The sequence below is a fragment of the Paraburkholderia sediminicola genome (genome assembly GCF_046027825.1).
Classification (GTDB): Bacteria; Pseudomonadota; Gammaproteobacteria; order Burkholderiales; family Burkholderiaceae; genus Paraburkholderia; species Paraburkholderia sediminicola_D.
Genome location: NZ_JAQQDU010000152.1, coordinates 1 through 13,122, shown reverse-complemented (window position 1 = coordinate 13,122; position 13,122 = coordinate 1). Strand labels below are relative to the sequence as shown.

Genomic DNA, 13,122 nt, shown 5'->3' with positions numbered 1-13,122 from the left:
GGCGGCAAAGAGAAGTAAGTGCCCGCCCCGCACAGGGGCGACGCTAATAGACCAATAACAAATCAAGGAAAGGCCAACACCACAGGCATACAGACAAAAAGCGCCGCGCAGGCAACCAAAGCTCCTACTACAAAACAACAGCCTCCCCGCTCTGCAGCGACTCCCTCAACGCGACGCCGATCCGCGTCGCCTCAAGCGCATCGGCCAGCGTGGCCCCGGCTTGCGCGCCAGAGCCAACCCCAACCCCACCGTTCACAGCGGCAACAAACGCCCGCGCCTCGTGCAAAAACGCATCCTCGAACCGATCAAAGAAACTCGGCGTACATTCACTACGAATGCCCGTGGCATCATAAATCTCAACGCGATTCGCACGCGGATTATGCCCAATGGCAAGCGCACCGGCGGTACCAATCACTTCGCTATGCGTATCATTTCCATGCGCCTGCGTCCGCGACGCGTAAAACATGGCGAGCTTGCCGTCCTCGAATTCGCAGATCGCCACGCCGTTATCGACATCGCCGAATTCACGCAAACCCTCGTGCAACGCAACCGCACCCGCCGCAAACACGCGCTTGGCCCGCGGCTTACCAAGCAGCCAACGGGCGACGTCGATATCGTGCACGGTGCAATCCAGAAAGATGCCACCGGAGGTCGCCCCGAAACGCACAAAGAAGCCGTCGTTATCATTCTTGTCAGTGGTCTGCGAGCGCACCAGAAAAGGCCGGCCAATCGCACCGGCCTGGATCCTGTCAAACGCGTCCTTGTAGCTAGGATCAAAACGCCGCATGAAGCCGATCGTCGCCTGCAGATGCGGATAACGCGCAGCCTCGGCCAGTACGCGCTCGCACTCGGCAAGATCCAGCGACAAAGGCTTCTCACAGAACACATGCTTGCCAGCACGCAACGCATCGACAATCTGCTGGGCGTGCAACGACGACGGCGTGACAAGCCACACCGCATCCACCTCGCGATCAGCGAGCAGGTCCGCATAGTCGTGGTAGAGACGCGGTTCGGGCAACGTTTCGCGCGCCCACGCCCGCTCCTCCTCCAGCGGACTGCAAGCGGCCACGAGCGACGCACCCGGCACGCGATACGCCAGATTCTTCGCGTGGCGTTTGCCCAAGCGCCCCAATCCAACCACACCCAAACGAAGCCGCCCAGTCGCCGCGCTCATCAGGATGCCTCGCCGAGTTTCACCGCTCGGCCTTCACGCCACGAACGTGTGGCGGCGTCCGCGAGTTCCAGCGCTTTCAGGCCGTCCGCAACGGTCGTACGCACCGGCTTGCCGCGCGTGACCGCGTCAAAGAAATGCGCAATTTCCAATGCGTACGCCGCGCGATACCGCTCGAGGAAAAACGCCTCAGGCACGTCGCTCGACACTTCGGTTCTCGAGTACGCAGTGACCTCGGTGGGCCGAACATTGCCCGCCTGCAGCATGCCGGTGCTGCCGAGCACTTCGAAGCGCTGGTCGTACCCATAGGCCGCGCGCCGCGCGGTGTTGATCTGGCACAGGCGGCCGCGCTTCGTGCGTATCGTGACCGCGGTCGAATCGATGTCGCCCGCTTCGGCAATCGCCGGATCTGAAAGACAACTGCCGGTGGCGTGCAGCGTGTCGGCCTCGTCGTCGAGAATCCAGCGGAAGATGTCGAAGTCGTGAATCAGCATGTCCTTGAAGATGCCGCCCGAGTGCCTGATGTAGTCGACCGGCGGCGCGCCCGGATCGCGACTCGTCACCACCAGCATTTCCGGTGTGCCGATCTCGCCCGCATCGATGCGCGCTTTCAAAGCGGAGAATGTCGGGTCGAAGCGGCGCTGAAAGCCGATCATGCACACCACGCCCGCACGCTCCACCGCGTCGGCGCAGGCACGCGCGCGTTCCAAGGTCAGGTCCACCGGCTTCTCGCAGAACACATGCTTCTTCTGCGCAGCCGATTTCACGATCAGATCCGCGTGCGTGTCCGTGCTCGAACAGATCACCGTCGCGCCGATCGACGCATCGCCCATCGCACCGTCGATATCCGCAACCTGCGCGCCGTGCTCGGCAGCGAGCGCCGCAGCCGCCTCGCGATTCACGTCGACCACATACTTGAGCCGCACGCCCGGTTGCCGCGCCAGATTCGCCGCATGAATCTTGCCGATGCGTCCCGCGCCGAATACCGCCACGTCGATCGTCTTTGCCGCCTCAGTCATCGTATCCTCCAGTGTCTTTGGATTCTTCCACGTTCAATTCGAGCTTGTACGCGAGCGCGATGAACAACGCCTGGCACAAACAGATCGTGCTGGTGAGCGAGCGGAACGCAAACGCGCTGCCCTCTTTCACATACAGTTGGGTGGTGGCATAACGCGCCAACGGAGAAAGTTGGCTATCCGTAATAACCAGTGTCTTCGCCTGGTGATGATGCGCGACACGCAGGCAATACTGCGTTTCCTTGCCATAGGGCGCGAAGCTGATCGCGATCACCACGTCGCCCTTCTTCACGCTGCGAATCTGCTCGCGATACATCCCGCCAAAACCGGACACCAGATGCACGCGCTTTGGGGTGTGCTGCAACGCGTAGACGATATAGCTCGCCACCGGAAACGAACGCCGCACGCCGATCACATAGATGTTGTCGGCCTGCTGCAGCATCTTCACGGCGGCATCGAACTGCGTGTCATCGAGCCCTGCTTCAAGTTCTTCGAGTCCGCCACGTGACGCCGCGATAAATTCGCGCGCCACGGCGCCCCCGGATAACGCGCCGGGCTTCTCGTCGATCAGCTTGCGAATCCTCTGCTGATAACTCGGCGAGGACGTGCCCTGCCCCGTATACGCCTGACGAAACACCGCCTGCAGATCGGAGAAGCCGGAAAAGCCGAAGCGCTGCGCAAAGCGCACCACGGCGGATGGATGCACGCCGCAACTCGCGGCGATATCGCTGGTGCGATCCACCATCACGCTCGAGCGATGCTGCTCGATATACGTCGCCACGTTCTTCAATTGACGCGGCAACGCTTCATAGTTTTCAGCGATGCGCTGCATCAATTCTTCGACGCTCGGCAAGTCTTCGGTGCTCTCTTCCGCCATGGCTCTCTCTTCGTTGCTTTATTGCAGTGCGCAAACGCTATTCAGCGTCTCTCACACAGCGTCCTGACGCTGCCGATTATAGGCAGGCGCCCCATCAAATGGAATGTATTTTCCATTTTTATTTGTCATGAAATTTTCATTGCAACGCGTCGGAAGATGGCCTAATCTTGGTCGTGAGCGATGGTGCATCGGCTGACGCATGCCGCAACGCACGCAACCGGAAGGCCGCCCGCCAGACGCTCCCTTCAATAACGACAGACCGAGAAAGGTGGAGACAATGAGACTTTGCAAGGGCAAGGCTGCGCTCAGGATTCTGGTGACGGCATTGACGTTGGCGACGGGATTCGGTGCGGCGTCGGCCGCCCGCGCGGCTGACGCTCATTTCGTGCTGATCAGCCACGCGCCGGATTCGGATTCGTGGTGGAACACCATCAAGAACGCCATCAAACAGGCCGACGAGGATTTCAACGTCGAGACCGACTACCGCAATCCGCCGAACGGCGACATCGCCGATATGGCGCGTCTGATCGAACAGGCCGCCGCACGCAACTACGACGGCGTGATCGTCTCGATCGCCGACTTCGACGTACTCAAGAGTGCGATCTCGAAGGTCACTGAGAAACACATCCCGCTCGTCACGATCAACTCCGGCACTGAAGAGCAAAGCGCGCAACTTGGCGCGATCATGCACGTCGGCCAGCCTGAATATGCCGCGGGCAAGGCGGCGGGCGAAAAGGCGAAGGCAGCGGGCATCAAGTCGTTCCTGTGCGTCAACCATTACGCGACCAACCCGGCTTCGTTCGAACGCTGCCGAGGCTTTGCCGACGCGATCGGCGTCGACTTCAAGTCCTCCACGCTCGACGCCGGCCAGGACCCGACCGGTGTGCAATCGAAAGTGAGCGCATATCTGCGCAATCACCCGAACACCCAGGCGGTGCTGACCCTGGGTCCACTGTCGGCAGCGCCGACGATCAAGGCGCTGCAGCAGATGGGCCTCGCCGGCAAGATCTGGTTCGCGACGTTCGATTTCGACAGTGACATCGCGAAGGGCATCCAGGACGGCACGATCCAGTTCGCAATTGACCAGCAACCCTACCTGCAAGGCTATATCCCGGTCGCCGTACTGGCCATCGTGAAGAAGGAACACACCACTGATCCGGCGAAGATCCGCAAGATCCTGGAGGCCAATCCGAAGTTCCAGCAACGCCTCGCCACCTACGGCCTGGCACCCGCCTATGGGCCGCGCAATATCGGTTCCGGCCCGGGCTTCATCACCAAGGCCAATATCGACAAGGTGGTCAAGTACGCCGGGCAGTATCGCTAACGCATTTCGCTGGAAGTGCGGATACGGGAGAACCGTTCCGGCAGGTATGAAGAAAGTGGATGCGGCCGGTCGCAACCGGCCAGGCCGCCCCACGCCTGCGATCGTCACGTTTTACGTGCATCACGCGCCATGCGGTCCGATTGCGGTCAGTACGCGACTGCTATCCCCCAGGCGCATCAAGGAGAGCTTCAATGGGCGTAGCCAACCCCTTCCACCCTCATCCCCGCAAGCAGCCCCCTTCCAGCACTGGGACGGCGTCGACGTCCAGCGGTGCGCCCGCGTCGGCCGATGAGCGTGTGCGCCAGGAATCGTGGTTCCGGCATCTACTGAATCGTCCGGAATTCGCCGCCCTCGCCGGCACCGTGATGGTGTTCCTCGTGTTTGGGATTGCGGCCGGCAACTCCGGCATGTTCAACCTCGACGGTGTGATGAACTGGTCGCAGGTGGCCGCGTATCTTGGTCTGATCGCAGTCGGCGCGTGCCTGCTGATGATTGCCGGCGAATTCGATCTGTCGATCGGTTCGATGATCGGCTTTTCGGGCATGATGGTCGCGCTGCCCACGATGTACTTCCATTGGCCGATTGCCTTGTCGATCCTGTTTGCGTTTGCCGGATCGATGCTGCTCGGCGCGCTCAACGGCTATCTGGTGATGCGCACGCGCCTGCCGTCATTCATCGTAACGCTGGCGTTTCTATTCATTCTGCGTGGGCTCACACTGGCCCTGTCGGTCATGTTCGCCGACCGCACGATCATCTCCGGCGTGGGCGACGTTGCCGCTCACGACTGGTTCGCGCATACCCTGTTCCAGGGTGTGGCGTTCAAAGGCCTGTTCATCTGGCTCGGCCACATGGGTGTTGTGAAGCTGCTCGACAACGGCAATCCACTCGTGCCGGGCATTCCGAAAGTCCTGCTCTGGTGGTTCGGGCTTGCCGCGGTCTGCGCGTTCACCCTCGCCAAGACCCGCTTCGGCAACTGGATTTTCGCGGTTGGCGGCGACGCCAACGCGGCAAAGAACGTCGGTGTGCCGGTGCGGCGCGTGAAGATCTCGCTGTTCGTGCTGACCGCGTTCTGCGCGTGCCTGTTCGCTGTGCTGCAAGTGTGCGACATCGGGTCCGCCGCGGCCGACCGCGGGCTGCAGGCCGAATTTGAAGCCATCATCGCAGCGGTGATCGGCGGCACGCTCCTGACGGGCGGCTACGGCTCGGTGATCGGCGCCTGCTTCGGCGCGCTGATCTTCGGCGTCGTGCAGATCGGCATCACCTATACGAATGTCGACTCGGACTGGTTCCGCGTGTTCCTCGGCGTGATGCTGCTGATCGCCGTGCTGTTCAATCACTACGTGCGCCGCCGCGTCGCGCAGTCGTAACGAGGAGACGACCATGTCCGATATGAATACCGTGAACACTGCGGCTGACCCGCAGGACGACGTGATCCTCGCGCTCGAAGACGTCAGCAAGTACTTCGGCCAGGTCATCGCGCTGAGCGGCGTGACCTTGCGCCTGAAGCGCGGTGAAGTGCATTGCCTGCTCGGCGACAACGGCGCGGGCAAATCGACGCTGATCAAAACGTTGGCCGGTGTGCATCAACCCTCTTCCGGCCAATATCTGGTCGACGGCAAACCCGTGCTGTTCGAGTCGCCGAAAGACGCGCTCGATCTCGGCATTGCCACGGTCTATCAGGATCTGGCGCTGGTGCCGTTGCTCTCCGTGGCACGCAACTTCTTCATGGGCCGCGAGCCGCAAAAGAAACTGTTCGGCTTTCTGAGCGTGATGGACCTTGACACCTGCGCGACCACCGCGCGCGACAAACTCGCGGAAATGGGCATCAACGTGCGCGATCCGCATCAGCCGATCGGCACCATGTCCGGCGGTGAGAAGCAATGTCTGGCGATTGCGCGGGCGATTCATTTCGGCGCGCGCGTGCTGATTCTCGATGAGCCGACTGCCGCGCTCGGCGTCAAGCAGAGCTTCAACGTGCTGAAGCTGATCCACACGGCGCGCGCGAAAGGCATCTCGGTGATCTTCATCACGCACAACGTGCATCACGCGTATCCAATCGGCGATTCGTTCACGCTGCTCAATCGCGGCAAATCGCTCGGCACCTTCACGAAGGAAACCATCAGCAAGAATGAAGTGCTCGACATGATGGCCGGCGGCGCCGAGATGCAGAAGATGATCGGCGAACTCGAAGGCGCGACGATCTGATTCATTCACGCGGGTGTCTGGCGCTTGCCGCGTCTGGCACCCGCGCTCAGCTATTCAGGATTATTCATGGATCATTCCAGCACATCCAGCGGGACCGGGATCGCCAACGCGGACGTGAACGGCATTGGGCCCACGTCCGTTTCTGCGGCCACGGTCAGCCGTTTCGCGCCGGGCCGCAGCCGCGATATCGTCTGCCTCGGCCGTCTGGCCGTCGATCTATACGCGCAGCAGGTCGGCGCACGGCTCGAAGACGTGTCGAGCTTCGCGAAGTATCTCGGCGGTTCGTCGGCGAATATCGCGTTCGGTTGCGCGCGGCTCGGGCTTGCCTCGGCGATGCTGGCGCGCGTCGGCAACGATCACATGGGCCGCTTTCTGACCGAGACCTTGACGAAGGAAGGCTGCGACGTCAGTCATGTACGCGTCGATCAGGAGCGTCTGACCGCGCTCGTTCTGCTTGGTCTGAAAGATCGCGATACGTTCCCGCTGATCTTCTATCGTGAGAACTGCGCGGATATGGCCGTGGATGAAGCGGACTTCGACGAGGCGTACATCGCGTCGTCGAAAGCACTGCTGATTACCGGCACGCACTTTTCGACCGAGCAGGTGAATCGCGCGAGCCGCCGTGCGCTCGATTACGCGCGACGCAACAACGTGCGCACCGTGCTCGATATCGATTATCGCCCGGTGTTGTGGGGTCTCACGGGCAAAGCGGATGGCGAAACCCGTTTCGTCGCCAGCGAAGGCGTGACCGCGCACTTGCAGCGCATCCTGCCTTTGTTCGACCTGGTGATCGGCACCGAGGAGGAGTTTCGCATCGCCGGTGGCAAGACCGAGCTCGTCGACGCACTCGCGATGGTGCGCGCCGTGACGCCGGCCACGCTGGTTCTGAAGCGTGGGCCGATGGGCTGCCAGATCATCGACGGCAAAGTACCCGCAACGCTTGACGATATTCCGGTTCATGGCGGCGTTGAGGTGGAAGTGTTGAACGTGCTCGGCGCGGGCGATGCATTTGCCTCGGGTTTTCTCTCCGGATGGTTGCGCGATCAACCACTCGAAGCGTGCGCACGCGCGGCGAATGCGAGCGGCGCGCTGGTCGTCTCGCGCCACGGCTGTGCGCCCGCGATGCCGACGCCCGCCGAACTCGACTACTTCCTGCACGAAGCAAAGGCCGATCCGCAACGCATGCGCCGCCCCGACCGCGACGCGACGCTCGCGCGACTACATCGCGTCTCCCCTGCCCGCAAACAATGGGACGAAGTACTCGGCTTCGCGTTCGATCACCGCAACCAGTTCTTCGAACTGGCGCAGCAGACCGGCGCCGACGAAGCGCGCATCGCGCAACTGAAGGGTTTGTTCGTCGAAGCCGTCGCGCAGACGGAAACCGCCTTGGGGTTGCAGGGCCGCATCGGCATCTTGAGCGACGACCGCTACGGTCAGGACGCATTGAACGCCGCCACCGGCCGCGGCTGGTGGATCGGCCGACCGGTTGAACTGCCCGGCTCCGTGCCACTCGTGTTCGATCACGGCCGCTCGATCGGCACAACGCTGACCACGTGGCCGCAGGAACACATCGCCAAGTGCCTCGTGCAATTCCATCCCGACGAACCGGTCGAACAACGCCTCGAACAGGAAGCGCAACTGCGTGCGCTTTACGACGCGACGCAAGCAAGCGGCCACGAATTGCTACTCGAAGTGATTCCGGCGAAGCACGCGCATCTCCCGCAAGCGCCGGACATCGTCTATCGCGCACTGAAGCGGCTGTACAACATCGGCATCTATCCGGAATGGTGGAAGCTCGAACCGATGGACGCCGCGCAATGGCAAGCCGTCGATGCGCTGATCGCCGGGCGCGATCCGTACTGCCGGGGCGTGGTGTTGCTCGGTTTGTCAGCGGGTGTTGAGCAACTGGACGAGGGCTTTCGCGCGGCGGCGCAATCGGCGACATGCCGGGGCTTTACCGTGGGCCGCACGATCTTTCACGAGCCGAGCCATGCGTGGCTCGCCGGAGAGATCGGCGACGACGAGTTGATCGTGCGGGTGCGCCAGACGTTCGAAACGCTGATCGCGTCATGGCGCGCAACACGCGGAGCAACAGGCGCGCAGTCCGTCACCGCGAGCCACGCACATCAGGAGCAGGCGGCATGAACCAGCGCGTATTGCATCACGATGCGGCGTCCGCCAACGACGCCACCCAGGCACACGCGCCATCGGGTGGCACCGTTCGCCTGACGACCGCCCAGGCGCTGGTTCGCTACCTCGCGGCGCTTCGCGTCACAACTGAAGACGGCACCGGCACCGAACCGCTCTTTGGCGGCGTGTTCGCGATCTTCGGGCACGGCAACGTGGCTGGCATGGGCGAAGCGTTGTATCAGCACCGCGAAGCGTTGCCGACACTGCGCGCCCACAACGAACAGGCGATGGCGCACAGTGCGATCGCCTATGCGAAGGCGCATTTCCGTCGTCGTATGATGGCCGTCACGACTTCGATCGGACCTGGCGCGACCAATCTGATCACCGCTGCCGCGCTCGCCCATGTGAACCGTCTACCCGTGTTACTGCTACCCGGTGATGTGTTCGTCTCGCGCGCGCCCGATCCGGTGTTGCAGCAGGTTGAAGATTTCCATGACGGCGGTGTCTCCGCCAACGACGCGTTCAAACCGGTGTCGCGCTACTTCGATCGGATCGTGCATCCGGCGCAGTTGCTCAATGCATTGCCTCGCGCCTTGCGTGTGCTCACCGACGCTGCGTTGTGCGGCCCAGTCACGCTTGCGTTACCGCAGGACGTGCAAGCGCAGGCGTGGGATTTCCCGGTCGACTTCTTTACGCCGCGCGTCATCACGTTCCACTCTCCGGCACCACGCGCCGAAGATATCGACGCGGCGGTTGCCCATCTGCGCCGAGCCAAGCGTCCGCTGATTGTCGCGGGCGGTGGCGTGCTTTATGGCCGCGCAACCGATGCGCTGCACCGCTTCGCCACCACGCACGGCATTCCGGTGGCGGAAACGCAGGCTGGCAAGGGTTCACTCGCGTGGAACGATCCGTTGAACGCCGGCGCGTTGGGTGTGACCGGCTCGCCTGCCGCCAATGCGCTCGCACATGATGCGGACTGCGTCCTGGCGATTGGCACACGCTTGCAGGACTTCACCACTGGATCGAACACACTGTTCACGCAGGCCGACGTGATCGGCATCAACGCCAATCCATTCGACGGCCTCAAGCATCGCGCACTGGTAGTCGAAGCCGACGCCCGTCTTGCCCTGGATGCGCTCACCGAGCCCCTGCAAGGTTGGCACGCGGATCGCACATGGACCTCGCGCGCGCACAAACTCGCGGCGAGCTGGCGCGATACCGTGAGCACGCTCACGCACGCGCCGCAACGCGACACCGTGCTGCCGTATGAAGGTGACGTAATCGGCGCGGTACAGCGTTCGAGCGCGCGATCCGCGATGGACGACATCGTCGTCTGCGCGGCAGGAACCTTGCCGGCCGAACTGCACAAGCTATGGCGGGCCGGCAAACCGGGCGCGTATCACGTTGAATACGGCTACTCGTGCATGGGCTATGAGATCGCCGGCGGCCTCGGCGTGAAGCTTGCACGGCCCGCGCGTGAAGTCATCGTGATGCTCGGCGACGGCAGTTATCTGATGATGAACAGCGAGATCGCGACCTCGGTGATGATTGGCACGAAGCTGATCGTGGTGGTGCTCGACAATCGCGGCTACGGTTGCATCAACCGCTTGCAGCAAGCCTGCGGCGGTGCCCCATTCAATAACCTGCTCGACGACTGCATGCAAGGCCCGCTCGGCGCACCGAAGATCGATTTCGCCGCCCATGCACGCGCGCTCGGCGCGCAGGCCGAGCACGTCGCGAACATCGCTGAACTTGAAAGCGCGCTGCAACGTGCGCGCGCCGCCGACCGCACCTATGTGATCAGTATCGACACCGATCCGGCCCGTACCACGGCCGACGGTGGCTGGTGGTGGGAAGTCGCCGTGCCCGAAGTATCGGTGCGTGACACCGTGCGTGCCGCACGTTTGCAATACGACGCGCAACTCGCCGCACGCACCGCGCCTGCCGATCCCAGCGACCGCATCGGCCACATCGACAACGAATGAGGACGCCCGCATGACTACTTTCGACGTACGTATCGGCATCAACCCTTTATCGTGGATGAACGATGACCTGCCTTCGCTCGGTGGCGAGACGCCGCTCGACGTCGCGCTGACCGAAGGACGCCAGATCGGCTATCAGGGCTTCGAACTCGGCAACAAGTTTCCGCGCGAACCGCAGGCGCTGAAAACCCTGCTCGCCCAATACGACCTGGCCTTGGTATCCGGCTGGTACTCCGGGCGACTCGCGCGACGCAGCGTGGAAGAGGAAATCGCCTCGGTCGGTCCGCACCTCGAACTGCTCGCACAGAACGGCGCGACCGCGATGGTCTACGGCGAAGTCGCCGATTCGATCCAGGGCGCACCGCAACCGCTGTATCAACGCCCGCGTTTTTTCAGCGACGCGCAGTGGGCAGCGTATGCAGCGCGCGTCGACGAATTCGCGCGCTACACGCTGAGCCGCGGCGTGCGGCTGGCGTACCATCATCACATTGGCGCGTACGTCGAAACGCCGGCTGACGTCGATCAACTGATGTCGCGCACGAGCGACGCTGTCGGTTTGCTATTCGACGCAGGGCACATCACATTTGCCGGCGGCGATCCGCTCGCGGTTCTCGACAAGCACATCGGCCGCGTGTGTCACGTGCACTGCAAGGACGTTCGACCGGCGGTGATGAAGCTGGCGCGCAATCGCAACTGGAGTTTTCTTGAGGCTGTGATCAACGGTGCGTTCACGGTACCGGGCGATGGCGCGGTGAACTTCCCGGCGATCATCGACCGATTGAAGCGGCATGGATATCGTGGCTGGCTGGTGGTTGAGGCGGAACAGGATCCGGTGGTGGCGCCATCGTATGAGTATGCGCAGAAGGGATTCCGGACGTTACGAGCGCTGGTCGATGCACCGCTCGACGCCGGTGGCGAGACCAGGCAGGAGGCAGCATGAGTTTATTGGTGAAGGCGCAGCGCGAGGGCCAGACAATCGTGCGGGTGACGCCGGAGTCGGCGTGCTGGCGGTATGTGGGATTTGCTGCTTACCGGCTGGGCGCGGATGAAGTCGTGCATGTTTTCGAGCCGTCCCGCGAAGTGTGTATCGTGGTGCTGACGGGCGCGGTGGATATTGAAACTGCCGATACGAAATGGAGTTCGCTGGGTTCGCGCGATAGCGTGTTCGAGGATTCCTCACCGTATGCGGTGTATTTGCCGCCTGGCGTGCGAGCGACGGTTCGCGCTTGTCGCGATGCGGAGGTTGGCGTGGCGAGTGCGCCTGCCAAGGGTACGTATCCGGCGAGGTTGATCGAACCTTCTTCGATGAAGCGCTCTACGCGTGGGAAGGGTCTGAATACGCGATATGTATGCGATATTCTTCCGCAGACTGAGCTTGCGGAGTCTTTACTGGTGGTTGAGGTTCGGACGCCCGGTGGGCATGCGTCGAGCTATCCGCCGCATAAGCACGATACGGATAACGTGCCTCATGAGAGTTCGCTCGAGGAGACTTATTATCATCGGCTCAATCCGCCGCAGGGGTTTGCTTTTCAGCGTGTGTATACGGATATGCGGGATATCGATGAGTCGATGGCCGTTGAGGATCATGACGTCGTCATGGTGCCGCGTGGGTATCATCCGGTGGTTGTTCCCTACGGGTATGAGTCTTATTATTTGAATGTTATGGCTGGGGGACAGCGCGTGTGGCATTTTCGCAATGATCCTGCGCATGAGTGGATTATTAATAAGGAAGACTGACTTTGGTTTTTTGCCTGCGCGGCGCTTTGTCTGTTTGCCTGCGGCGTTGGGCTTTGCCTGGTTTGTTTGCCTGCGCGGCGCTTTTTTCCTCTGTATGCCTATGGCGTTGGCCTTTCCTTGATTTCTTAGTGGTCTATTAGTGTCGCCCCTGTGCGGGGCGGGCACTTACTTCTCTTTGCCGGCCGCAAAGAGAAGTAAGCAAGAGAAAGCGGCTCCAACCGCAAATTCTTAAGCGGGTCCCCTGGCTTGGAGGGGATAGTGGTGCATCTGGAATCTGTGTTTTCGCACATTCGGCGTTCGTGACAAAGCCGTCATGCTTCCCGCCTCGCACTTCGTGCTCGCCGGAACGGTCAATCATGCAACCTCATGGATTCGTTTGGACGTGGTGGGGCCATCGGCTTTGCCTCGGCGACGCGCCAACTCAATTAGTGGTTCGGAAGGACTACCGACGTCGAACAGCGCCAGCGGAAAACGAGATACAACTAGTGGTGCGCGTCAAACGGATTGCATCTTATTCAGCTTGGCGCGGGCGCGCGTGACTTTCGCCAGGATGTCGGAAGCTTTAGCGGTCCAGATGAACGGTTTTGGATCACGATTGTGCTTTTCGATGTACTCTCGATCGTGCTGATCAACTCGGGTACCGAGCGCAAGACCGCACGGCGCAACTGGTTCTCTGACAG

General features: G+C 61.8%; 10 protein-coding genes and 1 pseudogene. 7 read left to right on the top strand and 4 right to left on the bottom strand.

Annotation, left to right across the window (positions count from 1 at the left end):
- Window positions 1-127 precede the first annotated feature (127 nt).
- Genes PQQ96_RS40005 through PQQ96_RS39995 form a run of 3 tightly spaced genes read right to left on the bottom strand, consistent with a single transcriptional unit; the run spans window position 128 to window position 3,064 of the window.
- A complete protein-coding gene (locus tag PQQ96_RS40005; protein WP_408302617.1) occupies window positions 128-1,174 on the bottom strand; it encodes a Gfo/Idh/MocA family oxidoreductase in 1,047 nt (348 codons plus the stop codon).
- Window positions 1,174-2,190: an inositol 2-dehydrogenase gene (iolG, locus tag PQQ96_RS40000; RefSeq protein ID WP_408302615.1), complete on the bottom strand. Its 1,017-nt coding sequence runs from the start codon at window positions 2,188-2,190 to the stop codon at window positions 1,174-1,176. Before iolG ends, PQQ96_RS40005 begins: the two co-directional genes overlap by 1 nt.
- Complete coding sequence (locus tag PQQ96_RS39995; protein ID WP_169490999.1) at window positions 2,183-3,064, bottom strand: MurR/RpiR family transcriptional regulator; 882 nt, start codon at window positions 3,062-3,064, stop codon at window positions 2,183-2,185. Before PQQ96_RS39995 ends, iolG begins: the two co-directional genes overlap by 8 nt.
- A 277-nt stretch (window positions 3,065-3,341) precedes the next feature.
- On the opposite strand from PQQ96_RS39995, the gene PQQ96_RS39990 reads away from it, so the two are divergent.
- The 7 genes from PQQ96_RS39990 (at window position 3,342) to iolB (ending at window position 12,442) form a co-directional block, all read left to right on the top strand.
- Window positions 3,342-4,388 carry a sugar ABC transporter substrate-binding protein gene (locus PQQ96_RS39990; RefSeq protein WP_408302613.1) on the top strand — a complete coding sequence of 349 codons (1,047 nt, stop codon included), beginning with the start codon at window positions 3,342-3,344 and terminating at the stop codon, window positions 4,386-4,388.
- A gap of 191 nt (window positions 4,389-4,579) precedes the next feature.
- Complete coding sequence (locus PQQ96_RS39985) at window positions 4,580-5,755, top strand: ABC transporter permease (protein ID WP_408302611.1); 1,176 nt, start codon at window positions 4,580-4,582, stop codon at window positions 5,753-5,755.
- Between the two features lie 13 nt (window positions 5,756-5,768).
- On the top strand, window positions 5,769-6,593 hold the full coding sequence (locus PQQ96_RS39980; RefSeq protein WP_408302609.1) for an ATP-binding cassette domain-containing protein: 825 nt from the start codon (window positions 5,769-5,771) through the stop codon (window positions 6,591-6,593).
- 66 nt (window positions 6,594-6,659) lie between these two features.
- Window positions 6,660-8,738, top strand: coding sequence for a bifunctional 5-dehydro-2-deoxygluconokinase/5-dehydro-2-deoxyphosphogluconate aldolase (locus tag PQQ96_RS39975; RefSeq protein ID WP_408302607.1), 2,079 nt, complete (start codon window positions 6,660-6,662; stop codon window positions 8,736-8,738).
- Complete coding sequence (gene iolD, locus PQQ96_RS39970; protein ID WP_408302605.1) at window positions 8,735-10,708, top strand: 3D-(3,5/4)-trihydroxycyclohexane-1,2-dione acylhydrolase (decyclizing); 1,974 nt, start codon at window positions 8,735-8,737, stop codon at window positions 10,706-10,708. The genes PQQ96_RS39975 and iolD overlap by 4 nt, the downstream gene beginning before the upstream one ends.
- Before the next feature lie 10 nt (window positions 10,709-10,718).
- A complete protein-coding gene (iolE, locus tag PQQ96_RS39965; protein ID WP_408302603.1) occupies window positions 10,719-11,645 on the top strand; it encodes a myo-inosose-2 dehydratase in 927 nt (308 codons plus the stop codon).
- Complete coding sequence (gene iolB, locus PQQ96_RS39960) at window positions 11,642-12,442, top strand: 5-deoxy-glucuronate isomerase (protein WP_408302601.1); 801 nt, start codon at window positions 11,642-11,644, stop codon at window positions 12,440-12,442. Before iolE ends, iolB begins: the two co-directional genes overlap by 4 nt.
- A 495-nt stretch (window positions 12,443-12,937) precedes the next feature.
- Here iolB and PQQ96_RS39955 read toward each other — a convergent pair.
- Window positions 12,938-13,122: pseudogene (locus PQQ96_RS39955) on the bottom strand (IS630 family transposase); the annotation flags it as partial.

Bases quoted from the DNA above. Each gene is read 5' to 3' on its own strand.
- PQQ96_RS39975 (WP_408302607.1), top strand. From the start codon at position 6,660: ATGGATCATTCCAGCACATCCAGCGGGACCGGGATCGCCAACGCGGAC.
- PQQ96_RS39985 (WP_408302611.1), top strand. From the start codon at position 4,580: ATGGGCGTAGCCAACCCCTTCCACCCTCATCCCCGCAAGCAGCCCCCT.
- PQQ96_RS39990 (WP_408302613.1), top strand. From the start codon at position 3,342: ATGAGACTTTGCAAGGGCAAGGCTGCGCTCAGGATTCTGGTGACGGCA.
- iolG (WP_408302615.1), bottom strand. From the start codon at position 2,190: ATGACTGAGGCGGCAAAGACGATCGACGTGGCGGTATTCGGCGCGGGA.
- PQQ96_RS39980 (WP_408302609.1), top strand. From the start codon at position 5,769: ATGTCCGATATGAATACCGTGAACACTGCGGCTGACCCGCAGGACGAC.
- iolB (WP_408302601.1), top strand. From the start codon at position 11,642: ATGAGTTTATTGGTGAAGGCGCAGCGCGAGGGCCAGACAATCGTGCGG.
- iolD (WP_408302605.1), top strand. From the start codon at position 8,735: ATGAACCAGCGCGTATTGCATCACGATGCGGCGTCCGCCAACGACGCC.
- PQQ96_RS40005 (WP_408302617.1), bottom strand. From the start codon at position 1,174: ATGAGCGCGGCGACTGGGCGGCTTCGTTTGGGTGTGGTTGGATTGGGG.
- iolE (WP_408302603.1), top strand. From the start codon at position 10,719: ATGACTACTTTCGACGTACGTATCGGCATCAACCCTTTATCGTGGATG.
- PQQ96_RS39995 (WP_169490999.1), bottom strand. From the start codon at position 3,064: ATGGCGGAAGAGAGCACCGAAGACTTGCCGAGCGTCGAAGAATTGATG.